Raw genomic sequence first — 19,622 nt, 5'->3', positions numbered from 1 at the left:
GTACGGGTGGTTGCGTCAGAACTTGATTCCGCCGAGGAGGCTCGCCAGGCTCTCGCCGCCGGCCTTGATGCTCGGCGCGATGGCCGTGCTGGCCATGTAGAAGCCGAAGAGTGTGGCCACCAGGGCGTGGGAGGCCTTGAGTCCGTCCTTCTTGAAGAAGAGGAAGACGATGATGCCGAGAAGGACGACGCCTGACATGGACAGGATCATTTGAGCTCTCCTGGTTCGTGGGGACAGTCACCATGAGTTGTTCCAGGATCACAGGATGTATCCATACGATAAAAGGTGCAAGTGGGTGAATTTCGGCAGATTTCCCTCGGATGGTGGAGCGCATTCGGGGCGTCTGAGCAGGGGTTTCACCTGTGTCGGGCCCCGTGGTGATCTTTGCCTCGGAGGGGGCCGGTCATGTGTCTGTGGAGCCAGTACGCTGGCGATTCACCCGTACTAGTGAGAGGCGGTCAGGCCGATGAGTGAAGCCCCCGACCCCGAGGTCGTGGAGCTCGCGACCAAGATCTTCGACCTGGCCCGCCAGGGCGGGACCGAGGCGCTGGTCGCGTACGTGGACGCGGGCGTCCCGGCCAACCTCACCAATGACCGCGGTGACTCCCTGGTGATGCTCGCCGCGTACCACGGGCACGCGGACGCCGTACGGGCCCTGCTGGCGCGGGGCGCCGAGGCCGACCGGATCAACGACCGGGGGCAGACCCCGCTCGCCGGAGCCGTCTTCAAGGGCGAGCAAGAGGTGATCGAGGTCCTGCTGGAGGCCGGCGCCGATCCGGCCGCGGGCACCCCGTCGGCGGTCGACACGGCCCGGATGTTCGCCAAGGCCGAGTTGCTGGAGCTGTTCGGCGCACACTGACGCGCGGCCCGTCGCCAGCCGGGACGGGCCTTCTGACCAGGTACGACAAGGAAAACGGGGGAAAACGGGGGAAGGCAGCACGGCGCCGCCCGAAATTTCGGTCGCGGCATCGAGAACTGCCGGGTCATCATGACGTCGTGATTTACGGACGCGATGGCTGGGCAGGTGTTGCCGCACCGCGCGGGCCGTAGTTGCGGCCCGCATGGGCCACCTACGAGAGGCAGAGGAAAATGGTCTACAGCAAGCAGGAAACGGCGGGCGCCCCGACGTGTTGTCACGCGGCCAGGTAGTGCACGTCCCCCGGTTGCGTCGACGCTTGATGTGAGGCTGTTTCCCATGTTCGATCCGGTCATAGCGCCCAGCGGTACGCTGCTCGGCCTGCTTCAGCGGGGCCGCGGCGACGGCACACTGCACGCGCTCACCGCACCCCGCGCCGAGGCACTCGCGGCGCTGAACCACTGTGTGCTGCGCGACCCCCGCCACGACTGGCAGGTGGAGAACCGCTCCCTGTACTACGCCCGTCTGTACCTCGATCTGCACGGCGACCTGGACGCCGTCGAGGCCCACCTCTTCGACACCGAGGACGTCCTCGACACCGAGGAGTCCCGCACGGGCCTCGCGCTCGCCGTCCTCGGGCACCTCGCCTCCTACGGCAGGCGGGACGCGCTCGCCCTGCTGCGCAGGTACGCGGCCTCCGGCAGCAACTGGGCCTGGGCCCTGGACGAGCTGGCGCTCAGGGACGACGACGCGGGCCTGCGTGCCCTCGCCGCCCCCGTGCTGGCGCGTTTCCCGGCCGACCCCGAGGGCGAGGCCGAACTGGCCACCGCCGTGCGTGACGCCTTCGAACCCCGGCCCTGGCGGCTGTGGGCCGAGGACCCGCGCGAATCGATCGCCACGCGCGTGCGTGCCGCCCAGGAGGCCGGCTGCTTCGACCTCTGGCAACGCCAGATGCGACCAACCGGGCCCCGTCCGGGGTGGAGCGTGCGAGCAGTGTTCGAATGGGCCCAACAGGGCCTCGAACGCGGCGCCGCGCTGCACGTCCCCGCCGCCCGCTGCCTCACCGCCGTGGCGGGTCCCGAGGACCGGCCCGAGATCGTCGAGGCCGCCAAGGACGGCGGCGAGGGAGCCCGCTGCACCGCCCTGCGCTATCTCGCCGACAGCAACGATCCCGAGGCCCTCCAGCTGATCGAGCGCGCGGTGGCCACCGGCCCGGCGCCCGTCGTGGAAGCCGCCGTGGACGCCTTCGAACGGATGCGGTCCGTCGCCGCCGTCGACCGGGCCCGCGGCTGGGCCCGCCGACCCGACCCGCTCGGCGCCGCCGCAGGACGGATGCTCGCCTGCCGGGGCGGAGCCCAGGACAGCGACCTCGTCCTCGGCGCCCTCAGGGAGGCCGTCATGGGCGAAGGACCCGACGCCCCCACCCTGTGGACCCTCGTCGACGGCGCCGGACGCCTCGGCATCGCCTGCGCCGCACCCGTCCTGCGCCATGTGTACCGCGAGACCGCCTCGTCCCATCTGCGCGGCCGGGCCGCCCGGGCCCTGGCCGCCACCGACCCCTCCTACCCCACAGGCTTCGCCGTCGAGTGCCTCTGGGACTGCGAGGAGACCACCCGGGAGATCGCCGCCCGGCACGCCGAGACCGGCGACGCCCGCGTCGTGGAGCAGCTCCGCAGGCTCGCCGCGGACCCGGCCGAGGAAGCGGAAGTCCAGACAGCCGTACGGAGCCGGATCGGGCCCGACGCCCCCGCAGTGTGAACGTGGGATGACCCGCGGGTCAGACGCGCATGGACGCCGTCTGGCCTGCTCGGGTGTGCAGCGCAACGCTCATGGGACGTTCACCGTTCGCATAGATCCACGTTGACGCGGCCACGTCCGGTGCGGCGACAACACGGGTATGCGTGTCGTCATCGTGACCGAATCCTTTCCCCCCGACGTGAACGGCGTGGCCCACTGCGCGCTCCAGACCGCCCGGCACCTCGTGGATCGCGGTCATCATCCGCTCGTCGTCGCGCCGGCCACCTCGGCCGGTCCCGGGCCGGACGCCGAGTCGCCGTGCCCCGTCATCCGCGTCCCCTCCCTACCGCTCCCGGGCTACCCCCAGGTCCGCGTCGCCCTCCCCAGCCGACGCGTCGCCGCGGCCATCACCGAACACCGCGCCGACATCGTGCACCTGGCCAGCCCCTTCATCCTCGGCGTCCGCGGCATGGCCGCCGCCGCGCGGCTCGGCATCCCCGCCGTGGCCGTCTACCAGACCGACCTCGCCGGATACGCCCGTACGTACGTCGGTGCGGGCGAGGCCACCGCCTGGCGCCGCATCCGCTCCGTCCACGCCGCCGCCGACCGCACCCTCGCGCCCTCCAGCGCGGCCCTGAGCGACCTGGAGGCACACGGCGTGCCCCGGGTCAGGCTCTGGCCGCGCGGCGTGGACACCGAGCGTTTCCGCCCCGAGTACCGGGACGAGGCGCTGCGCCGCGAACTCGCCCCGAACGGCGAACTGATCGTCGGCTACGTCGGCCGGCTCGCCCCCGAGAAGCAGGTCGAACTCCTCGCCGGAGCCTGCGGCATCGAGGGAGTGCGTGTCGTGGTCGTCGGCGACGGACCCAGCCGGCCGCACCTCGACGAGGCACTTCCGGGCGCGGTCTTCCTCGGCCGGCGTACCGGCGACGAGCTCGCCCGTATCTTCGCCTCGTTGGACATATTCGTGCACACCGGACCTTTTGAGACCTTCTGTCAGACCGTCCAGGAAGCCATGGCCAGCGGCGTCCCCGTCGTCGCGCCCGCCGCCGGCGGCCCGCTCGACTTGGTCGCCCACGGGCGCACCGGGTTCCTCTTCCCGCCGCGCGACGAGGCCGCCGTGACGGACGCCGTGCGGACCCTGGCCGCCGATCCCGCACTGCGCGCCGCGTACGGCACCGCCGCGCGGGCCATGGTCGAGGGCCGCACCTGGGCGGCCGTCGGCGACCAACTGATCGCGCACTACGGCGATGTCCTCGCCGGGCGCAGGACGGCGGTGGCGGCATGAACACCGCTTCGCTGCGGATCGTCCGCCTCGCCAACTTCGTGGCGCCCTCCTCCGGGGGGCTGCGCACCGCCCTGCGCGAACTGGGCAAGGGCTTCAAGGAGGCCGGGCACGATCCGGTCCTCATCGTGCCCGGCGAGCGCCACACCGACCGCGAGACCGAGCAGGGCCGGGTCATCACCCTGCCCGGTCCGCTGCTGCCCGGCACCGGCGGCTACCGCGTCCTCACCGACAAGCGGCGCGTGGCCGCCCTCCTGGAGCAACTCGCCCCGGACCGCCTGGAGGTCTCCGACCGTACGACCCTGCGCTGGACCGGCAAATGGGCCAGGCGGGCCCGCGTCCCCGCCGTGATGGTGTCCCACGAGACCGCCGACGGCGTCCTGCGCACCTGGGGCCTGTCGGAGAACATGTCCCGGCGCACCGCCGACGCCCTCAACGTCCGTACGGCGCACACCTACGCGCGCGTGGTGTGCACCACCGAGTTCGCCGAGCGGGAGTTCGTCCGCATCGGCGCCCGCAATGTCGTACGGGCTCCCCTGGGCGTCGACCTGGTGGAGCGCCGTCCGGCGCTGCGGGACCCCGGGCTGCGCGCGGAGCACGCACGCGTGGACGACGTTCTGCTGGTGACCTGCACCAGGCTCTCCGTCGAGAAGAAGCCCGGCACGGCCATCGACGCCCTGGAGTCGCTGGTACGGCGTGGGCGGCGGGCGGTCCTCGTGGTCGCCGGGGACGGGCCGCTGCGGGCCCGGCTCGAACAGCGGGCGCGGGAGCGCGGGTTGCCGGTCACCTTTCTCGGGCACGTCTCCGACCGGCGGCTGCTCGGCGCGCTCCAGGCCTCCGCCGACGTGTGCCTGGCGCCCGGGCCCGCCGAGACCTTCGGGCTCGCCGCGCTGGAGGCCATGGCCTGCGGCACCCCCGTGGTGGCCAGCGCCTCGTCCGCGCTGCCCGAAGTCATCGGCTCCGCCGGCGCCACGGCCGCGGACAACGGGAGGGCCTTCGCGGACGCCGTCGACATGCTGCTCGAACGCCCCGAGGCGGAGCGGCGCGCGATCGCACGCGCGCGTGCCGAGTGTTTCGGCTGGCACACGGCGGTCGACGCGTTCCTCGCGGCCCACGACGCGGATGTTCCGGTACGGCGGTTCGTGCCCGGAGGCGTGGCATGAGAACGGTCCGTTTCGTCGCCCTCGGGGACTCGCTCACCGAGGGCGTGGGCGATCCCGTCGGCGAGGCATGGCGCGGTTGGGCCGCGCTGCTCGCCGGCGGGCTGGCCGAACAGCCCGAAGGGTCCGTGGAGTTCACGAACCTGGCGGTCAGCGGGGCCCAGTCGCGGGACGTGCTGGAACGGCAGACCCCGGCAGGGCTCGCCCTGAACCCGGACGTCGTGTCCGTCGTCATCGGCGTCAACGACACCCTGCGCTGCACCTTCGACATCCAGGCCCTGGCTGCCCGCCTCGACGAGGTCTACGCGGCCTTCACGGCGCAGGGCGCGGTCCTGCTCACGGCCTGTCTGCCCGACCCGGGCGCGATGCTCGGCCTCCCGGGCGCGCTGGCCCGTCCGCTGGCCCGGCGGCAGCGGGCGGTGAACACCGTGGTGCACGCGCTCTCCGAGCGGTACGGGGCCGTGCATCTGCATGCGGCGGAGGGCGCGTGGATCATGGACCGCGCGATCTGGAGCGCGGACCGGTTGCACCCCGGGGAGCGCGGGCACCGCCAACTGGCGCTGCGTTTCCACGCGTTGCTCACCGAGGAGGGCGTGGCCTCGGGGGCCGCGCCCTCGCCCGAGCCCGAGTTCCCGGCGCCCACCAGGTCGGCCGGCCTGCTGTGGCTGGCGACCGCGGGCACCGGGTGGGTGGCCCGCCGCTGCACCGACCTGCTGCCGCAGCTCCTGAGGCTGGCCGCCGACGAGATGCGTCACCGGGCGCGGGGCACCAGTGCGCGGCTCGACCTGAGCGCGTCCCACGCCGTGTCGATGGCGCTGGCGTCCCTGTCGGTGCAGCAGGAGCAACCGGACGCCGCGTAGGGCGCCCGGGGCCTCAGCGGCGGCGTACGGCCACGAAACGGACCGGGGTTCCGGGCACTGCCTGGGCGGCCGCCGGGAGGTCCGTGGAGCGGACGACGGCGATCACCGGGTACCCGCCGGTGGTCGGATGGTCGGCGAGGAACACCACCGGGCGGCCGTCCGGTGGCACCTGGACGGCACCGAGGACCATGCCCTCGCTGGGGAGTTCACCGGTACGGGCCCGCTCCAGGGCGGGCCCCTCGGTGCGCAGCCCGATGCGGTTGCTCGCCGAGGACACCCGGTACGGGCGTGACGTGAACGTGCGTACCGCCTCCGGGGTGAACCAGTCGTGGCGGGGCCCCAGGGTCACCCGCAGGACGAGTTCGACCGGGGGACGCGGCTGCGGGGCGACGTCCACGCACGCGTGGCGGCTCATCGGGGACCCCAGCGGCAGTATGGCGCCGTTCGTGAGCGGAGCCGGACCGAGCCCGGACATCAGGTCCGTGGAACGGCTGCCGAGCACCGGCTCGACGCCCACCCCACCGGCGAAGGCCACGTAGGTGCGTACTCCGGAGACGGCCGTCCCGATGTCCAGGAGCGCCCCGGCGGGCACGTGCACGGGTGCTCCCCAGGCGACGGGTCGCCCGTTCACCGTGACCGGGCAGGGGGCACCGCCGACGGCCACGAGGATTGTTGAACGAGGCCGTACGGCACAGCCGTTGAGGGTCGTCTCCAGGACGGCCGCCTCGGGAGGATTGCCGACCAGCCGGTTGACGAGCGCCGCCGCGGGCCCGTCGAGCGCTCCGGAACGCGGCACCCCCAGGTGCGCGTGTCCGGGCCGTCCCTGGTCCTGCACGGTGGTCAGGGCCCCGGCCCGTACGACGGCGAACGCGCGGTCCGTCATACGTCCGCCACCGGGACGAAGCGCACGCGTGTGCCCGGCGACAGCAGTGCCGCCGGCTCGCGTGTGGCGTCCCACAGGACCGCGTCCGTCGTGCCGATCAGCTGCCAGCCGCCGGGCGAGGCACGCGGGTACACGCCGGTGTACGGGCCGGCCAGGCCCACGGCACCGGCGTGGACGGCCGTGCGCGGGGTGGCCCGACGGCGGACGTCGTAGCGGGCCGGGAGGCCGGTGAGGTAGCCGAAGCCGGGGGCGAATCCGCAGAAGGCGACGCGGAATTCAGTGGCCGCGTGGATGCGGGCCACCTCCTGCTCGGGGACGTTCCACAGCGCGGCGACGTCGGCGAGGTCCGGGCCGTCGTAGCGCACCGGGAGTTCGATCACCTCACCCGCGCGTGGGGGAGCGGAGGGTACGTCGGAGGTGGTGAGTTCGGATGCCAGGCGGGCCGGGTCGTCGAGGCCGTCGAGGAGGACCGTGCGGGCGGCGGGAACGATCTCGCGGACGGTGAGCAGGCCCTCCGCGCGGCGGCGCAGCAGCTCCGCGTGGACGGCCTGGGCCTCCTCCCCGGAGGCGACCTCGACGAGCAGCGCGCTGTCGCCGACGGGCAGGGCCCTCATGCGAAGGCCTCCACCCGGACACCCGACTCCAGGAGCCGCGCGCGGACCCTGCGGGCCAGGTCGACCGCGCCGGGCGTGTCCCCGTGCAGGCACAGGGAGCGGGCCCGTACCTCGATGCGCGCCCCGGAGAGCGCGTCGACCGTCCCGGAGCGGGCCAGGCTCAGCGAGCGCTCCACGACGGCCTCGGGGTCGGTGACCACCGCGCCGTCCCGGCCGCGTGGCACGAGCCTGCCCTCGTCGGTGTAGGCACGGTCCGCGAACGCCTCCGTGACGGCCGGCAGCCCGGCCTTCGCGGCCAGGTCGAGCACGACCGAGCCGGGCAGCCCGAGCACGGGCAGCGAGGCGTCGGCCAGGAGCACGCCCTCGATCACCGCGGCGGCCTGCTCCGGGTCGTGCACGATCCGGTTGTAGAGCGCGCCGTGCGGCTTGACGTACGACACGCGCGTGCCCGCCGCGCGGGCGAACACCTCCAAGGCACCGATCTGGTACGCCACTTCGGCCGCCAGCTCGGCGGACGGCACGTCCATCGCGCGCCGCCCGAACCCCGCCAGGTCCCGGTAGGACACCTGCGCGCCGACCCGTACCCCGCGCTCGGCCGCCAGCTCGCACACCCGCCGCATGGTGACCGCGTCCCCGGCGTGGAAGCCGCAGGCGACGTTGGCGCTGGTGACGACGGACAACAGCTGTTCGTCGTCGGTGAGGTGCCAGCGGCCGAAGCCCTCGCCGAGGTCGGCGTTCAGATCGATCATCATCTCTCCTGGTCAGGCGACGCGGTACTGCTCGTCGCGGGCGTCGGTGACGAACATCTGGCCCGGCGCGTGGGTGAGGGCGAACGGCGGGCGGGACGCCATCACCGCGGCCTGCGGGGTCACTCCGCAGGCCCAGAACACCGGGATGTCGTCCGGCGCGGCGTCCACCGGATCACCGAAGTCCGGACGCCCGAGGTCGTCGATGCCGAGTCCCGAAGGATCGCCGCAGTGTACGGGGCTGCCGTGCACCGCCGGGAGCAGCGCGGTCTCCCGGATCGCCGTCGCCAGGTGTTCCGGCGGCACCGGGCGCATCGACACCACCATCGGGCCGTGCAGCCGCCCCGCCGGGCGGCACGGGCGGCCGGTCACGTACATCGGGACGTTGCGGCCCTGCTGGATGTGGCGGATCGGGACACCCGCCTCACTCAGCGACCACTCGAAGGTGAAGCTGCAGCCGATCAGGAACGACACCAGGTCGTCGCGCCAGTACGCCCGCACGTCCGTCGGCTCGTCCACCAACTCGCCGTCCCGCCACACCCGGTAGCGCGGCAGATCGGTGCGCAGGTCCGCGCCGTCCGCGAGCACCGTCTCCCACGAGCCGGCGTCCGTGACGTCGAGCACCGGACAGGGCTTCGGGTTGCGCTGGCAGAACAGCAGCATGTCGTAGGCCCAGTCGGCGGGCACCGAGATCAGGTTGACCTGGGTGTGGCCCGCCGCGACCCCGGCCGTGGGACCCGTCAGCCCGGCCCGGAAGCGGGCCCGGGCGGAACGCGGGCTCCACGCGTGCGCGTGCTCGTCGACGAGGGTCAGGGGGCGGTCTTCCGTGCGGTTCACGCGAGTTCCTTCCCACGGGTCTCCGGCAGTCCGAGGAGCGCCAGTGCCGCGATGCCGTATCCGATGGCCCCGAAGACGAGCGCTCCGCCCACACCCCAACTGTCGGCCAGGAAGCCCACCAGGGTCGGGAAGACGGCACCCACGGCGCGGCCGGTGTTGTAGGTGAAGCCCTGTCCAGTGCCGCGCACGGCCGTCGGATACAGCTCGCTCAGGTACGAGCCGAAGCCGCTGAAGATCGCCGACATGCAGAATCCGAGCGGGAAACCGAGCACCAGGAGAAGGGTGTTGGCGCCGCTGGGAATGTGCGTGTACGCCAGGATGCAGATCGCCGAGAGCAGGGCGAAGAGCCAGATGTTGCGCTTACGGCCCAGTACGTCGGTGAGGTAGCCGCCGGTCAGGTAGCCGAGGAAGGCGCCGGAGATCAGGAAGGTCAGATAGCCGCCGGTGCCGACGACCGACAGACCGCGCTCCGTCTTGAGGTACGTCGGTACCCAGGTGGCGAGGGTGTAGTAGCCGCCCTGGACGCCGGTGGAGAGCAGGCCCGCGAAGACCGTCGTACGCAGCAGGCCCGGAGACTCGGCCGTGCCCGGCTTGAAGATCGCCGCGAACGAACCCTTCTGGGCGTTCTGCTCGCGCGCGGCCGTCGCCTCCGGGGCGTCGTGCACCCGGCGCCGCACCCAGAGCACCAGCAGCGCGGGCAGCGCGCCGGTCCAGAACATCACCCGCCAGGCCAGGTCGTCGCCGAGGAAGGAGAAGACCAGCGTGTAGACGACCGCGGCCAGCGCCCACCCCACGGCCCAGGAGCTCTGGACCGCGCCGAGCGTACGGCCGCGGTGCTTGGCGCTCGTGTACTCGGCGACCAGGACCGCGCCGACCGCCCACTCGCCGCCGAAACCGAGGCCCTGGAGTGCGCGGAACACCAGCAGGGTCTCGTAGTTGGGCGCGAAGCCGCAGGCCACGGTGAATACGGCGTAGGTGATCACCGTGATCATCAGGGCCTTGACGCGGCCGACCCGGTCGGCGAAGACGCCCGCTATGGCGCCTCCCACCGCGGAGACGACCAGCGTCACGGTGGTGAACAGGCCGGTCTGGCCGCTGTCCAGGCCGAAGTACGCGGCCAGCGCGACCATGCTCAGCGGCAGCGTGAAGTAGTCGTAGGAGTCCAGGGCGTAGCCGCCGAACGCGCCGGCGAAGGCGCGGCGGCCGTTCGGGCCGAGCGCGCGCAGCCAGGCCAACGCGCCGTCGTCGGCGGTGAGTTCATCCGTGCTCGGATGTACGCCGGTGACCGGGGCCTGAGGTGGAGGGGTCGTGCTCATGGGCACCTCGCAGAGGGAGGACGGAGGGTGCTGGGCGTGAGCAGTGCCGTGCGGAAGCCGTCGGCGCCGGGGTGAGCGGTGGCGCCTTGTCGAGAAAGGTAGAGGATCGTTGAACGATCCTTCAATACCCATGTTGTTTCGTTCTTGTATCTGCGGTTGAATTCCGGGCATGGCAGAGCAGCTGGCGGGACTGGCCGACGACCGCGCCCTCCTGGGCCGTACGAGCACCGCGGAACGCGTCTCGGACATCCTCAGGAGCCGTATCGCGGAGGGCTATTTCCCGCCGGGCACGCGGCTCTCGGAGGACAGCATCGGCGGGGCGCTCGGTGTGTCGCGCAACACACTCCGTGAGGCGTTCCGGCTGCTCACCCATGAGCGCCTGCTCGTCCACGAGTTGAACCGGGGCGTCTTCGTCCGGGTCCTGTCCGTCGAGGACGTCGAGGACATCTACCGCACCCGCCGCCTCGTCGAGTGCGCCGTCGTCCGAGGACTGGGCGAACCGCCGTACGCCCTCGAACGGCTCGCCGCGGCCGTGACGGAGGGGCAGCTGGCGTCCGTCGAAGATGACTGGAAAGGCGTGGGTACGGCCAATATCCACTTCCACCGGGAACTCGTCGCCCTCGCCGGCACCGCCCGCACCGACGAGCTCATGCGCAGCGTCTTCGCCGAACTCCGGCTCGCCTTCCACCTCGTGGACGACCCGAAGGCGCTCCACGAGCCGTACCTCCAGCGCAACCGCCTGATCCTCCAGGCCCTCCAGGCGAGCGATCCTCCCGAGGCCGAGAAACTGCTCGCGGTCTACCTCGACGACTCGCTCGAACGGGTCGTCGACGCCTACCGGCGACGGGTCGGCGAGGACGGCGCGGCGCCCGACTGAAGACGGCACGGCGCTCGACCGACTTGCACACGCGGCTGAGGCGGTAGTCGCTTCTGCGTCGTTTGGGTCGTTGTCAGACCGAGGACCTAGTCTGTGCACCGTGACTTCGCCTGCATCGACGGACAGCGTTCCGCCCCAGTTCAGCGCGGGGCCGCGCCCCGCCCCGGGCCCGGCCGCCGACGAGGGACTGGCGCGGCGACTGCGCGCGCTCGCCTGCACCGCGCCGCTGCACGACCTCGACGCACGCAAGGCCAATCTCGCGGGCGAGTACTCGGTCTACGGCATGGCGGAGGTGGCCCTCGCCGCCATCGACCTGGTCACCCTCAACATGGACTTCGACACCGGCGCGGACCACGACCAGATAGTGGCCAGGCTCATCCCGCGCATCGCCGCCCAGGCCCCGCAGCGCCCCGTCGTCGAGCACGAGCGCGTGGCCCGCTGGGTCCTGGAGAACCTGATCAACGTCGGCAGCGTCGACCGCGGCTTCCGCACGGTGTACGGCACGTTCGCCCAGGACGGCACCTATGTGCGCCGCGACTACGACTTCAAGCTGATCGAGGAGGTCCCCGGCTACGGCGGCAGTGTCTACCTCCGTACGACCGACGAGGCCGTCAACGTCCTCGTGGGCGCCCTCGACACGGACGTCACCAGCGCGCAGATCGCCGCCGAGGTCAAGCTGGAGGTGCTGATCAGCCGCGGCCGGCTCGCCGACGCGCAACTCGCCGCCGAGCAGGCCCGGTACCGGACCGTGCAGTACTCGGAGACGCTCCGCCGCGCCCTGGACGCCACCCGGCGCAACGTCCGCGCGGTGGACTGGCTCAACGCCGTGCCCGACATGATCGCCGAGGCCCTCGACCACGTGGCCGACCGGTATCGCCACGAGAACGCGATCCTCACCAACATCCGCAAGGCCCGTGACGAGTCCGAGGACGCCGAACAGAAGCGGCGTGCGGCCGAGTTGGTCGACATCGTCAAGGACTGCATCCGACGGCACACACAGCTCCAGTCACGCCTCATGGAGGCCGGGCCGCTGTTCCGCGCCGAGCAGGACCGGCAGGCCTTCGCCACGCCGATGACGACCTCGGGGATCGACCTCTACGGGCATCTCGTCTCGCCCGTTCTGCCGTTGCCCCTGGAGCAGGCGATCCGGGTCACGGACGCGTTCTTCGCTCGCGGGACCGGGTTGCGTACGCCGGTGTCCGTTCGGGTGGGGGATCTTGTCGACATACTGCTCACCCCGCCCGCTGAGCGGGAGCATCTTGGGGCGGAGATGCCGGAGCCGGATCTCATCGCTACGCCGGATGACAGTCGGTTCAGCGAGGAGCAGTTGGCGGCGGCCATGGAGCTGCTCGATCTGCCGGCGGATGCGCCTCGGCGGTTGTCGGGGTTGCTTGCGGATGCGCGACGTCAGGATGCGGAACTGCCTTATCTGGTTGCCCTGTTGGCCGTGCATGCGGCCAGTCCGCCCGTTGGTACTGCCTATCGGCAGGGGGAGGCGAAGTTGTTGTTCGCTGTGGATGACGGGACGGAGTTGGACGATCCGGAGTTCGGTGGGGCCGATCTCATTGTGGGGATGGCCCTGTTGGACGCGGTGGGGATGGCGGCCGGGCGGAGTGAGGCGGCGTGATGGGTTGGTCGGCTTTCGGGTGCGGGCTCGTTGTGGCTGCTCGCGCCCACGCGGCAGAGCCGCACATGTCACGGCCCCGCGCCGCTGAAGGGGCGCTTGGCCTCGCCCTCGTCTTCAAGATCAAGGAGTTGTCGTCGTGAGTGAGCAGGGCGAATGGAGTGAGCCGGAGGCTGTCGCCCCGGCGGTGAGTGCAGCTGTCACGCCCGCCGACGCTGCCGACGCCGCTCGGCTTGTTGCCTTCGGGCTGCAGCCCAAGTTGCAGCCTGCTCGCGATCAGGAGTACGCGGAGTTGCTGCGCCGGTACCGGGAGGACTCGCCGTTCGCGCGGCTCGCCGATGCCGTCGCCGCCGGGCTCGGACTCGTCGTCCTGGAGGTGTCCCCGCGTGCGGGGATGGCCGTAACCGCCGCCGAGGACTCGGTGTTCGCCGTGCGCATGGGGGACTACGCGCGTCGTACGGCCGCCGACTCCGGGGATCGGTTCCTGCACGGGCTCGCGCATCTCGCCGTCGCCGCGATGGCGTTCCCGCGTCCTGAGGATCTCGCCGACGACGGGTACATCGGGCGCGTCACGGTCAACGGGGTCGACGCCTTTGTGCGGCAGGCTTGTCGGCGGTTGGAGGAGCGGGCCGACGAGCAGGGTATGAACACCGACCCGGCCACCGACGCGCCGGGCCTTGAGGCCGCCTGGCGGATCTGGGTCAGACGCAGCGCGACCGGAGCCACCAAGGACGCCCGGAGACTGGCCGGTTCGACCACCGGCATCGTCGGCAAGGCCGCCGCCTTCCTCACTGACTCCGGGTTCCTGCAGCGCACCGGTGACGACAACGGCGGGACCTATCGCACGACCGCCCGTTATCAGCTCCAGGTGCGTGACATGGCCGGAAGTGCCGCGATGGCCGAGCTGTTGGAGCTGGGCGTCGTCCCGGTCACCGACGGCACCGCGAGCCTGCTGCCCGCCGAAGACACCGAGGACCTGGAGCTGGTGGCCGACGCCGGACTGCCGTTCCACTCCTGAACTCCCCCCACCTGCCGAAGACTTACGACGAGAGTCCGCCATGTACGAGCTGTCCCGGGTCCGCCTCTACTCCATCGGGCCCGCCGGTGCGCGCTACGCCGACACCGTGCTTGACCTGCGAGGCGTGGGCAAGCCCGTGCCCGACCCCGCGCCCACCCAGGCGGAGTTCTTCGAGGACGAGCCCGTCGGTCCGCCGCGCCGCCCCGCGCCCGCCGGTGTGCTCTTCCTGGAGAACGGCGGCGGCAAGTCCGTCCTGCTCAAGCTGATCTTCTCCGTGATGCTGCCCGGTCACCGCAACACGCTGGGCGGCGCCAGCTCCGGTGTGCTGCGCAAGTTCCTCCTCGCGGACGACTGCGGCCATGTCGCCCTGGAGTGGCAGCACACGCTGACCGGCGAGTGCGTGGTGGTCGGCAAGGTCAGCGAGTGGCGGGGGCGTCAAGTCTCCAACGACCCGCGGAAGTTCGCCGAGGCCTGGTATTCGTTCCGGCCCGGGCCGGGGCTCAGCCTGGACAACCTCCCCGTCGCCGAGGCCACCTCCGTACGGCCGCCCGCCGAGGGCGCGTCCGGTGCGCAGGGCCGGCGGCGCACCATGAAGGGCTTCCGCGACGCCATCACCGAGGCGGGCAAGGCGTATCCGCACCTCGAAGTGCACTGGGAAGAGATCCACGACCGCTGGATCGAGCACCTCGGTGACCTCGGCCTCGACCCCGAACTCTTCCGCTACCAGCGGGAGATGAACGCCGACGAGGGCGAGGCCGCCGGTCTCTTCGCGGTCAAGAAGGACTCCGACTTCACCGACCTGCTGCTGCGCGCGGTCACCGACACCCGGGACACCGACGGCCTCGCCGACCTGGTCGGCGGCTTCGGCAACAAGCTGGGACGACGAGCCGAGTTGATCGCCGAGCGGGACTTCACGGCCGGTTCCGTGGATCTGCTCGGCCGGATCGTCGAGGCCGCCGAGGCACGGGCACGCGCGCGTGACATTCACGTCGGCGCCGAGCGCCGTACCCGCACCCTGGCGCGCCGCCTGTCCGCGCGGGGCGCGCAGGAGCGGGTGCGGGCCGCCGACCTCGCCCAGCGGGTCACCGCCGCCGCGTACGCCGTCACGCATGCCGAGGGAGCGCGGGAGCGCAGCGCGCTGATCGCCGCCGAACTGGCGTACCGGCACGCCTCGTTGGCGCTCGCCACGATGGAGAAGTCCGCCGCCGCGCAGAAGCGCGAGCTGGCCGACGCCCGCACGCTGCACGCCGCCTGGCAGGCCGCCGAGGCGGTACTGCGGCACCGTGCCGCCGCCGACCGCTCCGCGCGCGTGGCTGTCGCGATCCGCGAGGCCGAACGGGACGCCGCACCGGCGCTGGCCGCCCGCGCCAAGGCCGCCGTCGATCTCGTACGGGCCCTGCACGAGGCCGCAGAGAGCGCGGAGAACCTGGCCAACGAGGGCGAGGAGAAGTCCGCCGCCCTCCAGGAGGTCGGCGAGACCTCGCATCGGGACGCGACCTCCGCCGCCACCGAGGCGCAGCGCGCCCGCAGCGAGGTCGGACATCTGCGCCAGCGCCTGTCCGAGGTCGAGCAGGAGACCGCCGAGGCGGTGCGCGCCGGTTGGCTCGACGACAGCGCCCCCGACGCCGACCCGGCCCGCGCGGCCCTCGCCGCGAGCGACGCCGAGAAGACCGCCGTGGCCGCCTGGGACACCACGCGCGAGGCATCCCGCCGGGCCTCCGAGCACGCCCGCGAAGCGGCTTCCGCCGAGTCCCGCGCGGAGTTGACGGCGGCCCGCGCGTCCGACGCTGCCACCGCCGCCGAGCGGACCTACGACGCCGAGCGCCGCCTCGCCGAGGGGTTGGCGGGGGAGCAGCGGCTCGCGGAGCTACTCAGCCTGCCTGGTGCCGGTGGTGCCGCAAGCGGTAGCGGTGGTGTGCCGGTGCCGCGTGGTGCGGGCGGTGAGCGCGCGGCCGACGGGGTCGCGTCTGGACAGGGCGATGCCGGGGCCGTAGGCGGTGCGGGACAGGGCGTCGCGGGCGCGCGGTCGGGTGCCAGCGGTGATGGTGCCGAGTCGGACGCACGCACCGGTGCTTCGGCCAACGGCCTTGCTGCAAGCGGCCGTTCCGCCGCCAAGGCCTCTGCGGTCGCCCACCCCGGCGCCGCCAAGCCCGCTCGCCCGCTCGCCGAAGGCCCCCTCACCCCCGAGGAACTCGACCGGTTCGCCGACGAGTTGCGCGAGCTGCTCGACGACGGGGTCTCCTCCGCCGAGCGGCACCTCTTCGACCTGCGCACCGCCGCCGCCGACGACTCCCGGATTCTCGGGGCGCTCGGTGACGGCGGGCTGCTGCCGCCCGGCCCGGACGTGCTGGCCACCGTCGAGTACCTCGGTGAGCACGGCATCCCCGCGTTGCCCGGCTGGCGTTACCTCGCCCAGGCCGTCGACCCCACCGACCACGCGCGCGTGCTCGCCGCCCGGCCCGAGCTGGTCGACGGCGTGGTCATCACCGACCCGGACACTCACGCGCGTGCCCGTGAGGCCCTCAGCGACGCGGCCCTGCTGCCCCGGTCCGCCGTGGCCGTCGGCACGGCCGCCGCCCTTCTCGCCCCGACCCCGGCGTCCGACGCACAGAGCAACGACGTCTTCCTCGTACCGCCGAACCCGGCCATGCACGACGAGCACGCCGCCGACGAGGAGCGGCAGGCGCTGCGCGCGCGGGCGGGCCAGCGGGACGAGGAGATCCGTACGCTCGCCGCGCGGCTCGGCAAGGACCGGGAGTTGGCGGCGCGGCTCGCGTCCTGGCGCACCGGCTGCCCGAGCGGGCGGCTGGTCGAGCTGGCGCAGGCAGCGCAGGACACGCGCGCGTTCGCCGAGGAGGCCGAGGCCGAACTCGCCGAGGCGCGGACCGTGCGGGCCGAGGCCGACGAAGCCGCCGCCGAGGCCGCCCAGGTGCGCGACGAGCGGCAGGAGGCCGCGCAGAAGGCACGGCGCGCCGCCGACGCCCTCGCCGGACTCGCCTTCCGGCTGCGGGAACGCGCCGGCTGGCAGGTCAAACTGCGTGAACTCGCCGACGAGGCAGCCGAGTCGGAGGCCCGCGCCCAGTCCTGCCTGGAGCGCGCCCGCGCCGCAGACGAGGACCGCCGCGCCGCCCAGCGCGCCGCCGACGACGCGCGCCGTACGGCTCGTGCGCTGCGCGCCGAGCGCTCCGAGATCGCGGGCGCCCCCGACGACGTACCGGAAGACGACCCCGACGCCCCCAAGCCCGCGCTGCCCGACCTCCGAGAGGCCTACCGGGCCGCCTCGCAGCTCTACGAGAAGGTCGGCGTCGGCGCCGATCTGCGGGCCGAGCAGGCGCGGGCGGAGAGCGACGAGAGCGCGGCGATCGCCGAGTTGGACCGGCTCAGCAACAAGGTCCGCACGCGTGCGGCGCAGTTGCTCCAGTCGCCTGACGGCTCCGACGGGCCGTCCCGGCAGGCCGCCGTGGCGCGTGCCGAGGAACTGGTGCAGCTGCTGGAGACCCGGGTGTCGACCGCGAGCGAGCAGCTCGGGCGGCTGCGCGGCGAGTCCGAGCGGCACGCGCCCGAGGACGGCGAGGCGCACACCGAGCTGACCGAGGAGCTGATCCCGCGCGACGCCGAGCACGCCCAGGCCCTGCTGCGTACGGCGACGGCCGAACTCGGCTCCCGCACCGACGCGTTGGGCCAGGCCCGCGAGGCCCACGCCGAACTCCTCGACGCCCACCGCACCGCCGAGGACGGGGCCGGCGGTTTCGACGAGACCGCCGCGATGCTCCGTGACCTGATGCGCGAGCACTCCTCGGACGAGGAGCAGGAGGAGCCCGAGCCGTACCCGGGCAGAGTGGAGGAGGCCCGGCACTCCGCCGCCGAGGCCCGCCGCTCGCTGCGCGGCTGCGCCGCCGACCTGTCCGCCGCCGAGGGCGCCGTACGCGAGGCGAGCGATGTGCTCGTGCGGCACGCCAACTCCACGCGCTACGAGCAGGTGCGGACCCCCGCGCGACAGCAGATCCGTGAGCTGCCCGCGTCCGCGCTGCCCGAGCACGCGCAGAAGTGGGCCGACGCCTTCGCGCCCCGACTCCGGGTCCTCACCGACGAGTTGGCGCAGCTGGAGCGCAACCGCGACTCGATCGTGGACCGGCTCCGCGGGCTCGTCGAGTCGGCACTGGCGACCCTGCGGTCCGCGCAGCGGCTGTCCCGGCTGCCCGAGGGGCTCGGCGAGTGGTCCGGGCAGGAGTTCCTGCGCATCCGCTTCGAGGAGCCCGACCAGGCCACGCTCGCCGAGCGGCTCGGTGAGGTCGTCGACGAGGCGACCCGGGCCGCCGTGAAGAAGAACTCCGACATGCGGCGCGACGGAATGTCCCTGCTGCTGAGGGGAGTCGGGGCTGCCCTTGAGCCCAAGGGTGTCGCCGTCGAGATCCTCAAGCCGGACGCCGTACTACGCGCCGAGCGGGTGCCCGTCGGGCAGATGGGCGACGTGTTCTCCGGCGGTCAGCTGCTCACGGCGGCCATCGCCCTGTACTGCACGATGGCCGCGCTGCGCTCGAACGACCGGGGCCGCGACAAGCACCGGCACGCCGGCACGCTCTTCCTCGACAACCCCATCGGGCGGGCCAACGCCACCTATCTGCTGGAGCTCCAGCGCGCCGTGTCCGACGCGCTCGGTGTCCAACTCCTGTACACCACCGGCCTGTTCGACACCACAGCGCTGGCTGAGTTCCCGCTGGTCATCCGGCTGCGCAACGACGCCGACCTGAGGGCCGGCCTGAAATACATCAGCGTGGAGGAGCACCTCCGGCCGGGTCTGCCGCAGCAGGCCCCTGCCGGAGAAGGTGAGTCGGTGCACAGTGAGATCACCGCGACCCGGATGTTCAAGCGTCCGGCGCCGGCCGCTCCGTAGGCGAACCTCAGGAGTGTGACAGCTGCCCGGTGCCGCTCTTGCGGGCTATCCGCTCCTGGGCCCGCTCGCTGGACCGCGCCTGACGCTGGGCCCGACGCCGCTCGCGGCGGAGGGCCCGTGCCGTGCTGCTGGGCTCAGAGATCACGCCGTTGCGCTGGTTCCACATCTGGCGGGTCACCCATACGTCGAGGGCGCCCCAGGTGGCCACCACCGTGCTGACCACGCTGCTGATCACCATCGGGAACGCCAGCCAGGACCCGGCCATCGTGCACAGGAAGGCCACCGTCGCCTGGATCAACGTCACGGCGATGATGAGCACCGCCCGCACGGCCGCCGTACGCACCGGATCGGGCAACCGGCGCCGACGCGCGGGCTCCTCGATCCACAACGGCCGGTAGTACTCCTGCTGTTGCGCTGCCGCGCGAGCCGGACGCGGCTCGTCGAATTCCGCCGCCGCAGGCTCGCCCGAGCCCCTCTGCGCCTCGCCGCCGCCCGCCGTCGTACCACCGTCTGCCGGAATATCGTGATCCGGTGCCTCACGGCGCCGCTGCGCCGTCGACCGCGCCGCCACGCCGTCCTCAAGCGCCTCTTGCCGCTCCGCCGTGCCCATCAACGTGTCCTCCCCACCGCCGGTACACCACTCGCCCCGGAGTCCGAAAACTCCGGCTCCCCAGTGGGTGCCCGGCTTGCGCTGTTTTACGCCGCACGGTTGCGGATGCGGCTCCTGTGGCCGGTTCCGCCCCCATGTCCCGTAGAGAAAGACGAACAACACGCCACGAAGATTCCCAACAGACGAAAAATTCCGGCCAACTGGCCAAGTGGACCGATCGGATGGGGTGTGGTGATCTCGGGGATATCAGGGCGGCAATCTCCCGCAATGACCCGACAACTCCCCATGTCTCGTCGCTGTTGCGG

Annotated in this window: 16 protein-coding genes; 9 read left to right on the top strand and 7 right to left on the bottom strand. The window is 72.6% G+C overall.

Annotated elements, in window-relative coordinates; translation table 11 throughout:
• Nucleotides 1–15: 15 nt before the first annotated feature.
• Nucleotides 16–210: a hypothetical protein gene (locus tag ACFWP5_RS17455; protein WP_352180492.1), complete on the bottom strand. Its 195-nt coding sequence runs from the start codon at nucleotides 208–210 to the stop codon at nucleotides 16–18.
• A gap of 256 nt (nucleotides 211–466) precedes the next feature.
• Between ACFWP5_RS17455 and ACFWP5_RS17450 the strand changes: the two genes are divergently transcribed.
• The 5 genes from ACFWP5_RS17450 to ACFWP5_RS17430 all read left to right on the top strand — a co-directional run bounded on the left by ACFWP5_RS17450 (nucleotide 467) and on the right by ACFWP5_RS17430 (nucleotide 5,898).
• Nucleotides 467–859, top strand: coding sequence for an ankyrin repeat domain-containing protein (locus tag ACFWP5_RS17450; protein WP_329245706.1), 393 nt, complete (start codon nucleotides 467–469; stop codon nucleotides 857–859).
• A gap of 336 nt (nucleotides 860–1,195) precedes the next feature.
• Nucleotides 1,196–2,614, top strand: a complete 1,419-nt coding sequence (locus ACFWP5_RS17445) for a HEAT repeat domain-containing protein (RefSeq protein WP_384156504.1) — start codon at nucleotides 1,196–1,198, stop codon at nucleotides 2,612–2,614.
• 139 nt (nucleotides 2,615–2,753) lie between these two features.
• A complete protein-coding gene (locus ACFWP5_RS17440; RefSeq protein WP_384156501.1) occupies nucleotides 2,754–3,881 on the top strand; it encodes a glycosyltransferase family 4 protein in 1,128 nt (375 codons plus the stop codon).
• Nucleotides 3,878–5,041: a glycosyltransferase gene (locus ACFWP5_RS17435; RefSeq protein ID WP_384156499.1), complete on the top strand. Its 1,164-nt coding sequence runs from the start codon at nucleotides 3,878–3,880 to the stop codon at nucleotides 5,039–5,041. The genes ACFWP5_RS17440 and ACFWP5_RS17435 overlap by 4 nt, the downstream gene beginning before the upstream one ends.
• Complete coding sequence (locus tag ACFWP5_RS17430; RefSeq protein ID WP_384156496.1) at nucleotides 5,038–5,898, top strand: SGNH/GDSL hydrolase family protein; 861 nt, start codon at nucleotides 5,038–5,040, stop codon at nucleotides 5,896–5,898. The genes ACFWP5_RS17435 and ACFWP5_RS17430 overlap by 4 nt, the downstream gene beginning before the upstream one ends.
• 13 nt (nucleotides 5,899–5,911) lie before the next feature.
• Here ACFWP5_RS17430 and ACFWP5_RS17425 read toward each other — a convergent pair whose 3' ends face one another.
• From ACFWP5_RS17425 to ACFWP5_RS17405, 5 genes are read right to left on the bottom strand one after another with little or no spacing between them, the layout of a single operon-like run.
• Nucleotides 5,912–6,781, bottom strand: a complete 870-nt coding sequence (locus ACFWP5_RS17425; RefSeq protein ID WP_384156493.1) for a biotin-dependent carboxyltransferase family protein — start codon at nucleotides 6,779–6,781, stop codon at nucleotides 5,912–5,914.
• Nucleotides 6,778–7,395: an allophanate hydrolase subunit 1 gene (locus ACFWP5_RS17420; RefSeq protein WP_384156490.1), complete on the bottom strand. Its 618-nt coding sequence runs from the start codon at nucleotides 7,393–7,395 to the stop codon at nucleotides 6,778–6,780. The genes ACFWP5_RS17425 and ACFWP5_RS17420 overlap by 4 nt, the downstream gene beginning before the upstream one ends.
• Nucleotides 7,392–8,144: a LamB/YcsF family protein gene (locus ACFWP5_RS17415; RefSeq protein ID WP_384156625.1), complete on the bottom strand. Its 753-nt coding sequence runs from the start codon at nucleotides 8,142–8,144 to the stop codon at nucleotides 7,392–7,394. The genes ACFWP5_RS17420 and ACFWP5_RS17415 overlap by 4 nt, the downstream gene beginning before the upstream one ends.
• Before the next feature lie 12 nt (nucleotides 8,145–8,156).
• Nucleotides 8,157–8,978: a putative hydro-lyase gene (locus ACFWP5_RS17410; RefSeq protein WP_384156487.1), complete on the bottom strand. Its 822-nt coding sequence runs from the start codon at nucleotides 8,976–8,978 to the stop codon at nucleotides 8,157–8,159.
• Nucleotides 8,975–10,294 carry an MFS transporter gene (locus tag ACFWP5_RS17405; protein ID WP_384156484.1) on the bottom strand — a complete coding sequence of 440 codons (1,320 nt, stop codon included), beginning with the start codon at nucleotides 10,292–10,294 and terminating at the stop codon, nucleotides 8,975–8,977. The genes ACFWP5_RS17410 and ACFWP5_RS17405 overlap by 4 nt, the downstream gene beginning before the upstream one ends.
• Before the next feature lie 169 nt (nucleotides 10,295–10,463).
• Between ACFWP5_RS17405 and ACFWP5_RS17400 the strand changes: the two genes are divergently transcribed.
• From ACFWP5_RS17400 to ACFWP5_RS17385, 4 genes are all read left to right on the top strand, one after another.
• Nucleotides 10,464–11,171, top strand: a complete 708-nt coding sequence (locus ACFWP5_RS17400; RefSeq protein WP_384156481.1) for a GntR family transcriptional regulator — start codon at nucleotides 10,464–10,466, stop codon at nucleotides 11,169–11,171.
• Between the two features lie 100 nt (nucleotides 11,172–11,271).
• Nucleotides 11,272–12,798, top strand: coding sequence for a hypothetical protein (locus ACFWP5_RS17395; protein ID WP_384156478.1), 1,527 nt, complete (start codon nucleotides 11,272–11,274; stop codon nucleotides 12,796–12,798).
• Nucleotides 12,799–12,934: 136 nt separating this feature from the next.
• Nucleotides 12,935–13,813 carry a hypothetical protein gene (locus ACFWP5_RS17390; RefSeq protein WP_384156475.1) on the top strand — a complete coding sequence of 293 codons (879 nt, stop codon included), beginning with the start codon at nucleotides 12,935–12,937 and terminating at the stop codon, nucleotides 13,811–13,813.
• A 40-nt stretch (nucleotides 13,814–13,853) separates the two neighbouring features.
• Complete coding sequence (locus ACFWP5_RS17385; protein WP_384156473.1) at nucleotides 13,854–18,707, top strand: hypothetical protein; 4,854 nt, start codon at nucleotides 13,854–13,856, stop codon at nucleotides 18,705–18,707.
• Between the two features lie 7 nt (nucleotides 18,708–18,714).
• Here ACFWP5_RS17385 and ACFWP5_RS17380 read toward each other — a convergent pair whose 3' ends face one another.
• The gene (locus ACFWP5_RS17380) at nucleotides 18,715–19,317 is read right to left on the bottom strand and encodes a hypothetical protein (RefSeq protein WP_384156470.1); all 603 of its coding nucleotides are present in this window, start codon (nucleotides 19,315–19,317) and stop codon (nucleotides 18,715–18,717) included.
• Nucleotides 19,318–19,622 lie beyond the last annotated feature (305 nt).

It is taken from the genome of Streptomyces sp. NPDC058469 (assembly GCF_042721125.1).
Lineage (GTDB): Bacteria > Actinomycetota > Actinomycetes > Streptomycetales > Streptomycetaceae > Streptomyces.
Note: the sequence above shows the minus strand (reverse complement) of the source record. Positions and strands in the feature narration are given on the sequence as shown.